General features: G+C 48.7%; 11 protein-coding genes. 5 read left to right on the top strand and 6 right to left on the bottom strand.

The features are described from left to right. The first annotated feature begins 10 nt into the window (after positions 1-10). Positions 11-910, top strand: coding sequence for a Uma2 family endonuclease (locus ACQ4M5_RS08705; protein WP_430675192.1), 900 nt, complete (start codon positions 11-13; stop codon positions 908-910). Here the strand turns inward: ACQ4M5_RS08705 and ACQ4M5_RS08700 are convergent. Then, on the bottom strand, positions 898-1,488 hold the full coding sequence (locus tag ACQ4M5_RS08700; RefSeq protein WP_430675191.1) for a TetR/AcrR family transcriptional regulator: 591 nt from the start codon (positions 1,486-1,488) through the stop codon (positions 898-900). The genes ACQ4M5_RS08705 and ACQ4M5_RS08700 overlap by 13 nt on opposite strands. 96 nt (positions 1,489-1,584) lie before the next feature. On the opposite strand from ACQ4M5_RS08700, the gene ACQ4M5_RS08695 reads away from it, so the two are divergent. Genes ACQ4M5_RS08695 through ACQ4M5_RS08685 form a run of 3 tightly spaced genes read left to right on the top strand, consistent with a single transcriptional unit; the run spans position 1,585 to position 3,384 of the window. Further along, positions 1,585-2,268, top strand: a complete 684-nt coding sequence (locus ACQ4M5_RS08695; RefSeq protein WP_430675190.1) for a GNAT family N-acetyltransferase — start codon at positions 1,585-1,587, stop codon at positions 2,266-2,268. Then, a complete protein-coding gene (locus tag ACQ4M5_RS08690) occupies positions 2,265-2,678 on the top strand; it encodes a hypothetical protein (protein ID WP_430675189.1) in 414 nt (137 codons plus the stop codon). Before ACQ4M5_RS08695 ends, ACQ4M5_RS08690 begins: the two co-directional genes overlap by 4 nt. Positions 2,679-2,688: 10 nt before the next feature. Beyond that, positions 2,689-3,384, top strand: coding sequence for an SDR family NAD(P)-dependent oxidoreductase (locus tag ACQ4M5_RS08685; RefSeq protein WP_430675188.1), 696 nt, complete (start codon positions 2,689-2,691; stop codon positions 3,382-3,384). A 199-nt stretch (positions 3,385-3,583) separates the two neighbouring features. On the opposite strand, the gene xth is transcribed toward ACQ4M5_RS08685, so the two are convergent. The 3 genes from xth to ACQ4M5_RS08670 form a co-directional block, all read right to left on the bottom strand. Further along, positions 3,584-4,372: an exodeoxyribonuclease III gene (gene xth, locus ACQ4M5_RS08680; RefSeq protein ID WP_430675187.1), complete on the bottom strand. Its 789-nt coding sequence runs from the start codon at positions 4,370-4,372 to the stop codon at positions 3,584-3,586. Between the two features lie 36 nt (positions 4,373-4,408). Continuing rightward, the gene (locus ACQ4M5_RS08675; RefSeq protein ID WP_430675186.1) at positions 4,409-5,659 is read right to left on the bottom strand and encodes a protein kinase domain-containing protein; all 1,251 of its coding nucleotides are present in this window, start codon (positions 5,657-5,659) and stop codon (positions 4,409-4,411) included. A 296-nt stretch (positions 5,660-5,955) separates the two neighbouring features. Beyond that, positions 5,956-6,288, bottom strand: a complete 333-nt coding sequence (locus tag ACQ4M5_RS08670; RefSeq protein ID WP_430675185.1) for a hypothetical protein — start codon at positions 6,286-6,288, stop codon at positions 5,956-5,958. A gap of 61 nt (positions 6,289-6,349) precedes the next feature. On the opposite strand from ACQ4M5_RS08670, the gene gatA reads away from it, so the two are divergent. Beyond that, positions 6,350-7,798, top strand: coding sequence for an Asp-tRNA(Asn)/Glu-tRNA(Gln) amidotransferase subunit GatA (gatA, locus tag ACQ4M5_RS08665; RefSeq protein WP_430675184.1), 1,449 nt, complete (start codon positions 6,350-6,352; stop codon positions 7,796-7,798). Positions 7,799-7,934: 136 nt separating this feature from the next. Here gatA and ACQ4M5_RS08660 read toward each other — a convergent pair whose 3' ends face one another. Both ACQ4M5_RS08660 and ACQ4M5_RS08655 read right to left on the bottom strand, forming a co-directional pair. Beyond that, the gene (locus ACQ4M5_RS08660; protein WP_430675183.1) at positions 7,935-11,282 is read right to left on the bottom strand and encodes a PAS domain-containing hybrid sensor histidine kinase/response regulator; all 3,348 of its coding nucleotides are present in this window, start codon (positions 11,280-11,282) and stop codon (positions 7,935-7,937) included. Positions 11,283-11,295: 13 nt separating this feature from the next. Further along, the gene (locus tag ACQ4M5_RS08655) at positions 11,296-14,415 is read right to left on the bottom strand and encodes a PAS domain S-box protein (RefSeq protein WP_430675182.1); all 3,120 of its coding nucleotides are present in this window, start codon (positions 14,413-14,415) and stop codon (positions 11,296-11,298) included. Positions 14,416-14,419: the final 4 nt, after the last annotated feature.

The following is a 14,419-nucleotide window of genomic DNA, read 5'->3' as shown; positions in this document are numbered from 1 at the left end:
GGGTTTTATCATGCAGCCGAACTTGAGACTTCCCGATGTAAATCAGAAGCTTCTGACCATGTATGATCTGCCGAGCGAAGATCCAAGGGAGTCCAGTTTGCCTGACGAATTTCATGACATTCAACCGCAATTGCTCAGTCAAACACTGCGATTGGCGGATTATGAGAGCGATCGCATTTTTACGGGTACAGATATTAATCTCTACTACGCTCCCGATCATCCTCGCTGGCACAAACGCCCCGATTGGTTTCTCGTGGTCGATGTTCCACGACTTTACGCGCAAGAAGATCTCAGATTGAGTTATGTCGCATGGGATGAAGGTCGATCGCCTAGCGTTGTCGTCGAATTACTTTCACCAGGGCGAGAATTTGAAGATTTGGGCGCGTTCACGGATGAACTGATTGAAGAGGACATTCCGCACGATCTGCCGCCTTATACGATCGAAGACGATGAAACAGGCATCAAACCGCCGCACAAATTACAGGTGTATGGCGAAATTCTGCAAGTCCCGTACTATTTTGTATTTAGTCGGTACAGTAATCGCCTGCGGTTTTTCCAATTCATCGACGGGCGATATCAGGAACAAAGGGTCGATCGAGAAAATCCGCGCGTTTGGCTTCCTTTACTCGGAATTGGTTTGGGTGTGTGGTACGGCAAATTTGAGGGTGTGACCCGCTCTTGGATACGTTGGTATGATGCCGATGGCAACTGGATTCCAGCGTATACAGAACGCATCGCTCAAGAGCAACAACTACGAATCCAAGAGCAACAGGCGCGAGAACAGGCAGAATCTCAGTTGAGACAGGTTGTGGTGAATTTATTGCGATCGGGAATGTCGATCGAGCAAATCGCCCAACTTACCGGATTATCCGAAACCGTAATCGGTGAATTTAGAAGTCAATTGCCTTGATGCCGAATTAGCAGAATTTCTACTAACTTCTGAGCGGTTTTCAATCGTTCAGGATCGTTGGATTGCGCCACCCACGCAGCGAGTTCGTTCAGCGAACCATTCACTAAATGGGCAAATCCTTCAGCATCGATCGTATTTAATTTCCCTTGAGCCGCTACGGTTTGAATCGATTCGTGCAGCAGTCCAAACCCTCTCTGATCAAACTGCACTAAAGTATCTGCGGCTAACACAGCAGGAGCTTCAATAAAGACTAATCGTCGCAAATCTTCGCGCTGGGCAATTTCTAGAAACGCCTGACAGCCAAGAATTAACTGCTCCCACGGATCTGCGATCGCGCCTACTTTCACATTTATATATCGGGTCATCTCATCGTAAGCCTCTGCGATTACCGCTTTGAAAACGCCTAATTTATCCCCGAATTGGTGATACAACGCGCCGCGAGTAATCCCTAATTCACGAATCATCTCTTCGGTTCCGGTGGCGGCATAGCCTTTCGTTGCGAAAAGGTGACGTGCTCGATCGAGGATCGCCCGACGAGTTCGTAAGGTCTGTTCAGCCTTGGTTAGTTTGGCAGACATAGCAATTTAACATTCATACAGATTGTATCTTGACAAGTAAAAAGGCATTCTGTAGTTTAGATACATACAGATTGTATCTTTCTTGAGGATGCCATCATGCAAGCGACATTAACGACTCGTAGAGGCACGATCGCAGATATCCCTTTCCTTGCCAGAATCCAGTATGAAGCCTCTCTTCCCCCGTTGAACTACTGTTTTTGGGAAGAGATCTTGAAGGGAACAGAAATCAGCGCTCTAGAATTTATCGAAGCAATGCTAAGAACCGATGCGTCTAACTGGGGCAATGCGAGTGATTTTCTGATTTTGGAAGAGGACGGAAAGCCCGTTGCAGCAGCAGCAGGTTACACGCCCCACTTGGAAGATTACCGTCCGTTGAAGTTGGCGAAACTGAAAGCGATCGCTCAAGATCTCAACTGGTCAGAAAAAACAACAGCGGAATTTCGCGATCGTTACGAAACCTATTGGGGTCATGAGTTTCGACCTGATTTTCTCAAAGCTCAAGCACCTTGGATTATTGAATATGTAGCGGTTGTTCCAGAGGCGCGGGGTCGAGGCTTGGGAAAAGTGTTGCTCAAAGCCTTGCTCGAAGAAGGCAAAGCACAGCAGCATTCTCATGCAGGAATCATGGTGATCCACGGGAATGAAGTGGCGCGGCGGACTTATGAATCGATCGGGTTTAAGCCGTATCTCAGTTTTCATGCTGACTATTTCAGCAAACAGTATGACATTAACTTTCCTGGCATTACTAAGTTCTGCATGGCATTGAAGGAGCAAGAATGAGAGATCAAACCTGGTACATTGCCGTACTAATCGGACTGATGTGTGTGATTCGGTTTAGCCTGAGTGCATTTGGCTATCTTAATCCGCCTGTGTTCATGGAAGAAATTGGGCTTTCGCTCTCTGCTAATCCTCAGATGCCGTATGCAATTCGGGCTTGGGCAATTCGGGATATGGTGCTTTCTATGCTGGTTGTATTTGCAGACAAAACAGCGATTAAGTTGCTTTTAGCTGGCTGTATCGCGATCGATTCTACCGATATTGTTTCTGCTTATTTGAGCGGCACGGCAGGATTATTTGGTTCAGCAGACGGTTGGCTACTCAAACTCACTTCAACTGCGATCGCTGCTTTACTGTTGGAATGTGCGGCATTGATATTGCTCTTTGTTCCTCGCAGAGTTTTAACTAAATAGGAAAACTTTTATGGTGTTCAAAACAGTACTTGTTGCAGGTGCAAGTCGAGGAATTGGGCTTGCTGTGGCGGAACATTTGGCTTCTCAGACGGAGCGATTGATCTCGGTGTCGCGATCGGCATCTCCGATCGGAGAATGGATTCAAGCCGATTTGTCGAGTTTGTCTGGGGTGGAAACGGTGGCGAAAGCGATCGACAACGATCCCTTAGATGCACTGCTCTACATGGGCGGAACTTGGGAAACTCATGCGTTTACGAATCAATACAAGTTTGAAAACTGCTCGGATGCTGATATCGCAAATGTGATTGCTGTGAATTTAGTGGCTCCAATTCGACTGGTGAAAGCGCTATTGCCTGCACTGCGGAAATCTGAGAATCCGAAGATCACATTTATGGGAGCGCTAAGTGGGCGTGAAAATGTTCCAGGGCGAGAGGTGGCGAATAGTGCTTCTAAGTTTGGATTGCGTGGAGTGGTGCATTCGTTACGGGAAGAACTGCGATCGCAAAAAATCGGCGTAACGGTGATCAATCCTGGAAATGTCGGAACGCCCGAAGTTCTAGCCGAACTTGAATCTGATGCTTTACTGGGTGGTGAAGCAATTCCATTAAGTGATTTGCTCAAAATTATCGATTGCGTTCTCGCTGTTTCAAGAGCGACCTGTATTAAAGAGATTGATGTGCCTGCAATGCTAGGAACTTGGGCTTAGAAGAGTGTTTGAAACGTTTCGTTCATTGCCCTGACTCGCCCCGGAATGAATTCGGGGCTAATGGAACGAAGTCCACTGAAGGGACTAAAAGTGGATTAGAGCAGGGTTTCCAGTCCTTTTCAAAGGACTTCGCACGGTTAGCCCGGACTTTCAGTCACGGGCGGGTGAATGCAATGAACGAAACTTGCCAAACGTTCTCTCAGGCGAGTTCAACAATCACGGGTGTATGATCGCTCGGTTGTTCGAGTTCGCGGGGGGCACGATCGATGACACAAGCGATCGCCCGTTCATACAAATCGGGTGTGAGATAGTGATGATCAATTCGCCAGCCTGCGTTGCGACGGAAACCCATCGATCGATAATCCCACCAGCTATAATGTCCGCCTTCGGTGGTAAATTTCCGAAACGCATCAGACAGTCCCAACTCTAAAACATGGCGCAAGGCTTCACGCTCTACATCGGTTGCCATGACTTGTTTTTCACGTCCTTTCGGATTGTGAATATCGATATCCTCTAGTGCAATATTAAAGTCACCGCAAACGAGAAGAGAAGGAGATTGTTCGAGCAATACTTGAAGATATTCGTGCAGAAGTTTTAACCAACGCAATTTATATTCGTATTTCTCACTGCCGATCGCTGAACCGTTTGGAACATAGAGATCGACAATCCGAACACCATTGAGAACGGTACTGATAACCCGTTTTTGATCATCTAAATCACCGACTTTTTCAGCCGGAAGAATTGCCCCGAATCCCATATCGACTTTTTCTAAGGGCGATCGACTAATCAGTGCCACGCCGTTATAGCTCTTTTGCCCGAACGCATAAGCGTGATAGCCAATTTCCGCGATCGCATCATGCGGAAACAATTCATCGACGACTTTCGTTTCTTGCACACATAAAAGATCGATCGGATTCTCTTTTAGCCAGTCTGTGACGTGAGAAAGGCGTGTCCGAATCGAATTTACATTCCAGGTTGCAATCTTCATGAGTCGATGAGAAATCAAACGGATTCCATCATCGCATTAAATCAAAGCTCTTAACGCCGCTTCTACTTCTCGTGCAGACTGATAGCGATCGCTTGGATTCGGTTCGGTTAATTGATACAACACTTCGAGCAATTCAGGCAGTAATCCCGGAATCAAATCGGGACTGAAGCGATAATCCTGCCGCCATTGCCGATAGAACAAATGCGGTTGTTGGGCGGAAATTAAGAAAGCAAGGGTCGTCCCGATCGCATAAAGATCTGATAAGTAAGTCGCCTGCCCATTCTTTTGTTCTGGAGCGAGATAAGCAGCGGCAGCTTCATCGAGATCCAATCCTCGGACGCTCCCAAAATCAACCAGCGCCAACTGATATGAAGAAGTGGAATGAGCGCGGTAGATCAGATTTTGGGGACGGATATCTTGATGCAGAACGGGAGGAGATTGATCGTGGAGATAATCGAGAATTTCGCACACCTCGATCATCCAAGCGATCGCTTGTTTGAGATCGACTTTTCCACGATCGAGAATGTGCTGATATAACGTCTTACCTTCGATCATTTCGGTGACGAGGAATGGCTGCCCGTCGATGCGAAAAAAATCTCGCCATCGAGGAAGCCCAGGGTGATTCACCTGCTTGAGCATTTTCGCCTGACGCTCAAACAGAGAAAGTGCCTGCGGATGATTGATCCAAGTTGGATTCAGCGTTTTGATCAGAACCGTTTCGCCCGATCGTTGACCCAGATAAGTCATGCCGACTTTCCCTTGGCTGAGAAGCTCGATCGAGTAATAGTTCCCGATCACAGAATCGTCCTGCTTGCGAACCCTATCTTCACTCGGCGAATCCATATCCATCGTGGTTTTGGAATCCGTCACGATCGTCTGCATTTTCAGCAACGGTTGTGTTTTGTCTTCTTCCGCATCATTGAAGGAAAGATTGAGCGCAGGAACACGAACCGATTCAAGCGATCTCTTTACACTGGTAGAATCAGGGCGACCGAGGTGAATCTGGAGATTCGGACCCGATCGCGCTAATCGAAAAATCATGCCATCGCGCACAGGCAATTGAGTAATCCGTTTGCCTTCAAAATATGTACCATTTGCACCGAGACTGACCAATTCCCAAGACGAATTCACCCGCCGAATTTCGGCATGGTAGCGAGAGACAACCGCACTATACAGCACGACTTGATTATCCGTCGATCGACCCACGCGAACGATTGCGGATTCATCAAAAGTCCAGTGCTGGACGGGCGTTAGCTGAACTGGATGTAAGAGAGTTAAAGTAATCACATTCACGCCACAGAAGCTTGGACGAAAGAAAACACAGAAATGACATTGCTTTCAGGAATTAGATACGGATGAAGACCTGAGAAAAGATGTAATCAATGTAACTCAGGGCTTCAAAACTGATGCAGAAATTATTCGGAATAGAGCAAACTATCTGGTCTCAAAATTCCCAGAAGTTCCCTGGTTTCTAACGCTCCGATCGCTGTAATCTATCTAACTCGATTGGCTCCAGTCTTGGAGTGTTAATGCTTCAATCCGACCGAAGTGACGCTGGTTGCGGGTGACAAGCACAAGATTATTCACCAAAGCAACGCTGGATTGAAGCGAATTTCACGATCGTGTCTCTCAGAGAAAGCAGTTTGACGACGATCGCCAATTTCATCAAGCAAATCTTGATAAACATTATCTGGCAAATCTGCCCAACAGCCTGCGAAAGACATCGGATCTAACGCTGCGTCACTGTTTGGATGAGATTTAAAGGTTTGAATGACTTGGTAAAGCTGAACAAGTTGATCGTCGGGAGTCCTTCTAATCTCTTCTAATAGCTTGGTTCTCAAATCGGCTGAATTCATCTGGGCAGCAAGCTCCGATCGAGGATGAGTTCTTTGATTTTGGCACAGAACTTGAAGCACCAGAATTTAACCATCCCCCCTATACTGTTAACTTGGCAGATCTTAAACAAGGGAATTTTGTATGGCATCCATTCGCGAGTTGCATCAACAACTCATCAGTAAAGAACGATCGGCAGTTGAAATTGTGCAAGAGTCACTTAATCAGATTCAGGCATTGGAACCGAAACTGCATAGTTTTTTGCAGGTGACGAGCGATCGCGCTTTGGAATTGGCGAAACGAATCGATGCCAAAATTGCCGCAGGAGATGAGATTGGATTGCTCGCAGGAATTCCGATCGCAATTAAAGATAATCTCTGTACTCAAGGCGTTCCGACCACTTGCGCCTCGAAAATTCTGCAAAACTTTGTGCCGCCTTATGAATCGACTGTGACGCAGAAGTTGATCGATGCGGGTGCAGTCATGGTTGGCAAAACGAATCTCGATGAATTCGCGATGGGCGGATCGTCTGAGACTTCTGCGTTTGCGAAAACGGCAAATCCTTGGGATACGTCACGGGTTCCGGGCGGATCGTCTGGGGGATCGGCAGCGGCGGTTGCGGGAGGAGAATGTCCGATCGCACTCGGTTCTGATACGGGTGGATCGATTCGTCAGCCTGCTTCGTTCTGTGGAATTGTCGGGATGAAGCCGACTTATGGATTGGTTTCGCGGTATGGATTGGTGGCGTTTGCGTCGTCGCTGGATCAGATTGGTCCGTTTGCTCGATCGACAGAAGATGCCGCGATTTTGTTAAATGCGATCGCGGGATACGATCCGAAAGATTCCACCAGCCTGAAAGTCGAAGTCCCCGATTACACGCAATTTTTGACTTCTGATCTCAAAGGAAAGCGAGTTGGCATCATCAAAGAAACCTTTGGCGAAGGGCTTGATCCAGAAGTGGAAAAAGCGGTCATGAGCGCGATCGATCAACTCAAAGCTTTAGGAGCCGAAGTTAAAGAGATTTCCTGTCCTCGTTTCCGCTACGGAATTGCAGCGTATTACATCATTGCACCGTCTGAAGCTTCTGCGAATTTGGCGCGGTATGACGGGGTGAAATATGGAGCCAGAATCGAAGATGCTGAGAACTTGATGGAGATGTATACGAAAACGCGATCGGAAGGATTCGGGGCGGAAGTCAAACGCCGGATCATGATCGGAACGTATGCGCTCTCGGCTGGATATTACGATGCGTACTATTTGAAGGCGCAGAAGGTGAGAACGCTGATCAAACAAGACTTTGAAGCGGCATTTGAGCAAGTCGATGTGTTAGTTTCACCAACTGCACCGACGACCGCATTTAAGTTAGGCGATAAATCTCAAGATCCTCTGAGTATGTACCTGATCGATTTGATGACGATTCCGGTAAATTTAGCAGGATTGCCGGGGATGAGTGTGCCCTGTGGATTTGATTCGCAAGGTTTACCGATCGGGCTTCAGATTATCGGCAATGTGTTGAGAGAAGATCAGATTTTCCAAGTTGCGTCAGCGTATGAGCGATCGACCGATTGGCATACGCGGATTCCAAACCTGTAAACGGCTCCGAACGCGCTTGCGGCTTCGGACAATAAACTACAAAAGCCGCAAGCTTGAACAATTCAGGACTTTTAGGAATCTATAAGACTTTTGGATGCCCGCGTTATCCTGCTGCAATTGATGCGGGCAAGATACGTCACGGTTGCAGCAGTTGCAGCAGCGTGGAGAGCAGTTCAATCGGATCGACAGGCTTAGTTACGTATCTCTGGAATCCTGCCTGAAGTGCCTCCGCCTGGTCTTCCGTTCGAGCAAAGGCAGTCAGAGCAAGTGCCGGAATTCGGCTCCCTTGCGGTAAGGCTCTTACTCGTCGGATCAACTCATACCCACTCATTTGTGGCATTCCCACATCGCTGATAATCAAGTCGGATGGCGTTTGAGCAATGCGATCGAGCGCAGCTTGGGGAGAAGTCAGTGCCGTGACGATCGCACCATCCGCCTGAAGCAAAAAGCGCAACAGATCGAGATTGTCACGATCGTCATCCACAATTAGAATCTGGAGTCCAGCAAGCGCCCCAGTTGAACCAGTCATTGGTGCTGAGGAAACCGAGTCAGACGGCTCCAGTTCTGGTAGTGGAGTCGAATCAATCTCACTAGAAGTTGGTGTGATCGGATGACTGCTCACTGCTACTAAGTTTCTTGATGGTAAGCTCACGGTAAAACTTGCCCCTTGTCCTGCACCAAAACTTTCTGCTGTTATCGTGCCACCGTGTAGCTCGACTAAATGCCGCACGATCGAGAGTCCTAACCCCAAGCCGCCATACTCCCGTGTTTCACTGCCATCGGCTTGGCGGAAATGATCGAACACGTGGGGCAAAAACTCTGGTGAAATCCCAATGCCATTATCGGTAATCCGAATTTGAGCGGACTGAGTTCCATTGCGATTCGTATCCATGAACTGATCGATTTGGATGTGTCCGCCTTCTGGAGTGAACTTGATTGCATTGTTGAGTAAGTTCCAGAACACTTGCTGCAAGCGATCGCGATCGCCCATTACAGGCAATATCGTGCCATTGTTCACTTCAAGCTCGATGCGTTTAGCTTGTGCTGCAAATTGAATCGTGTCGATCGCGCTTTTGACGATCGTAGTTAAATCGACGGGCTGCAATTTCAGCTTCAGTTTGCCTTGAATCACCCGTGAAACATCGAGCAGATCATCGACTAAGCTGATTTGTTGTTTCACATTGCGTTCAATAATTTCAAGTGCTTCGGTTGTTTTAGCAGGCGTGAGTCGTTGCGATCGCATCATCTTTGTCCAACCGAGAATAGGATTCAGCGGTGTTCGCAGTTCGTGAGAGAGCGCTGCTAAGAATTCATCTTTGAGGCGATTTGCTTGACGGAGTTCCTCGGCTTGTGTGGCTAGAGTTTCTTCCAGGGTTTTACGATCGGTGATGTCGGTATTCGTGCCAAACCAACGCAGGATAGTTCCTTGGTCATCGCGGATCGGAATGGCTCTGGAGAGAAACCAGCGGTATTGACCGTTGCGACCCCGTAACGGAAAGGTGTCTTCCCAAGTTTCGCCAATTTCAAAGCAGTGACGAAAATGAGCAACGACGCGATCGACATGATCCGGATGATGGACAGTCTGCCAGCCCCAGCCCTGCATTTGTTCGATCGTGGTTCCGGTGTAATCAAACCAGCGTTGGTTGTACCAGTTGATCCAACCGCTGGCATCTGCAATCCAAGCTAATTGCGAAATGTTATCGGCTAAGGTGCGGAAACGGGATTCGCTTTCGCGCAGAGTGATTTCGGTGCGCTTGCGTTGGGTGATTTCTTGAACCACGGCATTGATGGCGATCGTGCGTCCGGTTGCATCTTGAAGCGGATACCAGTTTTCAATCCAAGTACGCTGCACTCCAGGCTGTGCCACTGTTTCACCCGCAAGCTCTAAATTCAGCAATGGTTCTCCTGTTTCCAATACGCGGCGAAATAATGGCTCGACCTCATCCGCTAAGTTGGGAACGATTTCGCGCACTGTGCGACCGAGATGAGCGTCAACCGATAGCCCATTAATTTCCGCTAATCGGTGATTCAGGCGAACAAACCGGAGATCTCGATCGAGAACAGCAAGCCCGATCGGAGCGGTGTGATAGATTGCCTCAATTTCTGCAAACTGTTGCTGAATCGTTTCTTGATCTTGGACGCGATCGAGTTCGGCTTGTTTGCGGTTTGTAATGTCAATCACAACACCCCGCACGATTGCCGGATTATCGGGAGCGATCGCATATTTACTGAAAAGCCAGCGCGTTCCTCGGTCTGGATGGAGATAGCGGTACTCCAGGTCAAGCGATTCGATCGAGGTAATTTGTTGGACGATCGCCTCAATGTGGGGGAGATCCTCTGGATCAACTCTCGATAAGAAGACTGCCATCAAATCGGTTTCAGTTTGGGAAATACCCATCAACGAATAACAGGATTCCGACCAGAAGAGTTCGCCTGTTTGCACATTCCATTCCCAACTCCCCGTATTGGTGGCAATCTGCGCGAGTTTAAGCCGTTCTTCCGACGATCGCAAACGATCGGACGATCGTTTGCGATCGTAATCGACTCGATTCAGCCGATCTGCACTAGACACAATTAAGACAACCGACACCACGACGAACGCGATCGACATCAGCGAGGTGCCATAGCCAGGAGGATACCAGTTTGCTCGACGACCCTGCATAATCAGCCAACCAAGGATCAATGGCAAGCCGATCGCGACCGGAAGAAATCGCCGTGCCACCATGCCGCCGATTGAGTCACTGGTGATGATTCGCATCCAGCCGCGTTGCGTAGCAGTTCCTTCCTTGGGATCAACGCTCTTGAGTGCTAAAACCCCGATACCTAAGACCATAAAGGCAAATGCAGTATGTCCACCCATTGCGGTGACAGCAGAACCGAACAGAGAAGCAAACGGCAGCCCGTAGGCGCGAACAACTAAAGCTTGCAGGGAAATCACACTGACGATCGCGGCTAAACTCTGAGCAATCCATGTGCGAGGAAATTGAACTTGGGAGTCGCGATTTTGAGAATCTTCCACCTCACTCGATAGCCAAAGAGCAATACTAATCAAGCTCAGATTAATTGCCGCAGGCAGACCCATTCGACCCGGATAGAGCGGTGGATAGGGAAAGGGGTCTCGAAACAGCAGTTCATCAATGCCAAAATTCCAGCCTGTCGCATATTGGATCAGCGTCAGCACTCCGATCGCGCCCAGAATTGTTGTGCAAGCTCTCGCAATGTAAACAGTTTGTCGGTTAAACCGCTTTCGAGCGATTAGACCCAAGGAAACGCCCGCGAGAATCAGACCCACGGCAACATTCGCTCTCATATTGCCGCCTGCTCCCAGCGTTTTGAGCAGTGGAATCTTCAACGCCCAACCGAGCAAGACGAGGCAACCGATCGAAATTACAACGGCGCTAGAAATTCGTGCAATCTGTTGCCCTCGATCGTCACTCAAAAGAAACCAGCGTTTTAACCTCGTAAACCAGTGCGATCGCCTCATTCCATCTGCTTATTTATCGTTTTAATCTTACGTGATCTAGAATACTTCTAACTAATAGCTCCGGGTCTACAGGCTTCGTCAAATGCCGCTGAAATCCGGCTTGTAGCGATCGCTCTTCATACGTTGTACTCGCAAAAGACGTGAGCGCGATCGCGGGAATTTGATAGGCAAAATGTTGCACCACTTCTAAGCGGCGAATCTCTTTGATCAAGTCGTAGCCTGATCCTCCCGGCATAGCAATATCACTGAGTAGAATATCTGGATCAAACTCGCTCAACAGTGAAATGGCTCCAGCGGCATGGGTCGCCGATCGCACTTCAGCACCGTAGTCCTCTAGCACGAATGCAATCAAATTCAGCATATCGGGTTCATCATCCACAACCAACACGCGAATCCCTGCCAGAGAAGCGGTGTTAATCGAGTGCGGCACTGATTCCTGCACGATCGCAGGAGTACTGAGCATCGGAAAGCACGCTGTAAAGATTGCGCCTTGTTCCAGACCGGGGCTATCTGCTGTGATCGTTCCGTTATGCAGTTCGACTAAGTTTTTGACGATCGCCAAACCCAATCCCAAGCCGTCTTTTGATCCGGCGTTCTTTTGCCCTTGCTGGAAGCGCTCAAACATCCGGGGCAAGAATTCGGGGGCAATGCCTTTTCCGGTATCGCTCACCTGTAATTGCACTTGAGTTCCAACTTGTGTCAGTCCGATCTCCACTCGTCCGCCTTCTGGAGTGAACTTAATCGCATTTGTAAGCAGATTCACGGCAACTTGCTGCAAACGGTTGTAGTCGCCAGAAATCTGAGGCGCGAGAGCGATTTGAGTACTGATCTCAATCTGTTTTGCTTGCGCTTGCAATTGCACCATCTCGATCGCAGTATTGATCACGGCTGCCAGACTGACCGGAGCCAAAGTGATCGATAACTTTCCGCTGGCGATCCGAGACATATCGAGCAGGTCTTCCACCAGTTGCACCTGAGCGTTGGTATTACGCTCGATCGTTTCCAGGGCTTTCGCGATCGTAGCGGCATCAAAGGAGCGAGTTCGCAACAGTTTTGCCCAACCCAAAATCGAGTTCAGTGGCGATCGCAGTTCATGAGCGACCAGTGCAACAAATTCATCTTTGCTACGGTTGGCAGCTTCGGCTTCGGCTAACAAGCGATCGCGTTCTGCTTCGGCTTGTTTGCGATCGGTCACGTCGATCGCGGCTAAAATCGCATAGCTCGGACGCATTGCACCATTGACTTCTTCAAAGAACACCTGTCTGCGAACCGTGAGCCAACGCACTTCGCCGTTTGACCAAACAACGCGATGCTCGCGTTCAAACCAGCCATCACCCGCAGGATCAAGCACTTGAGCAATTATTTGCTCCATCGTTTCTCGTTCTTCGGGGTGGAAGGTCGCATGAATGCGATCGCGGCTCACAACTAATTGATCGCTCGGCAACCCGTACATCACAGCCGCTTCGGGCGAGAGTTCAACCGTATGAGTTGCATAATTAAATCGCGCCAAAGCAACTCCCGCAACTTGCACACCAAGTTGCAATCGTGCCTCAGACTCTCGTAAACGTTGCTGATCTCGAATACGATCGTATTCGTTACGAATACGATCGTGAATATCCCGACCTTCTGGAATCAGCAGCACCACTTGACCGGATTCATCGCGCACAGGCTTGAGCGAGAAATCAATGATCGTAGTCGCTTCTCCGGCTCCCAAAACTTCCACTTCGTAGCGCACAAATTCCCCTTCTCTAGCGCGACGAATCGCGTCTTGGAGTTGTTGCTGCGTTTGGGGTGAAATCGTCCACCAGCGAAGTTCACAAAACGGACGACCAATCACCGCTTCACGAGTCAAGCCAGCAAAATCCAGCGCAGTTTGATTCGCTTCTAGCACAATGCCGTCTGGGGTTAGCAGTCCGACAAACTGATAAGTCGTATTGAAAATTTCTCGAAACCGTCGATCTCGTTCCCTCAAAGCAGCCTCGGTACGCTTGCGATCGGTGATATCGCGGTTTACTTCGAGATATCCAGCGGGTCTGCCTGCTGGATCGCGCACTAATACTTGATGGCTCTCTACAATAATCCGCTTGCCTTCTTTGCACGTATGAGTGAGTTCCCCCTGCCACCGTCCGTCCTGAAGCAAAATCGCATCAATATCCATCTGGGTCGGAAATTGCGTCTGAAGAAAAGTGTGGGTGACATTGCCCATCGCTTCTTCTCGCTGCCATCCATACAGTTCCTCTGCCGCTTTATTCCAAGACACGATCGCGCTATTGCGATCGCGGACAATCACCGCATCAGCCACCATTTCGAGCAAACGAGCTTGTTGTTCTAGCGCTTGGCACGATCGCTTCTTTTCCGTGACATCGCGCCAGGATGCCACAAAGCCATCGTCTAATTTACTGGCTCGGATATCAAAGGCTCTTGCCAGTTGTTGTTGTCCATAGACATCTGTATAAATCAAACTTTCCTTGCTTAATGGCGTTCCAGTTTCCACCACGCGGCAATAGTCATCAAACAATTCTGTTTCTCGATGTGCTGGAAGCATTTCACACAAGCCTTTCCCGATCGCCATCCGAGTCATGCGATTCGCTTCAAGTGCGGCTGCATTGAGATAATCAATCCGAAAATCGAGGATTTGTCCCGCCTCATCTCGAACCGCCGAAAAAATCCCAAAGCAATCGAGCATATTTTCGATCGACACTCGAAAGCGATCGTCACTTTGCCGCAGTTGTTGTCGTAACTTCGCATTCTCGATCGCGCTTCGCATTGTAGAGCGCAACAAAGTTGGCGTGAGTTGCCGTTTGACGAGATAATCCTCTGCGCCTAGTTTGATTGCTCGAACCGCGATCGTTTCATCCCCCTGCCCTGTCACCATTACTACAGGCGGGAAGCTTCCATTACTCTGAGCATGAAGAGATTCTAAAAAAGCTAGACCATTTCCATCTGGTAATAGATAATTGAGTAAGATGCCATCAATGCGATGCGTCCGACACAAATTCAACCCTGCGATCGCGGTTTCCGCCTCTAACACCTGATAGTTACTATTAGTATCTGACAATAAATAATGGCGATACTGCTCTCGATCAAGAGTAAGATTCTCGATCAGTAACAGGGTTAGAGACGGGCGTATCATTGGT

Origin of the sequence: Leptolyngbya sp. AN10 (assembly GCF_050565645.1) — a bacterium.
In the GTDB taxonomy this organism is placed as follows: domain Bacteria; phylum Cyanobacteriota; class Cyanobacteriia; order Leptolyngbyales; family Leptolyngbyaceae; genus Leptolyngbya.
This window is presented reverse-complemented; position numbering and strand designations above follow the sequence as displayed.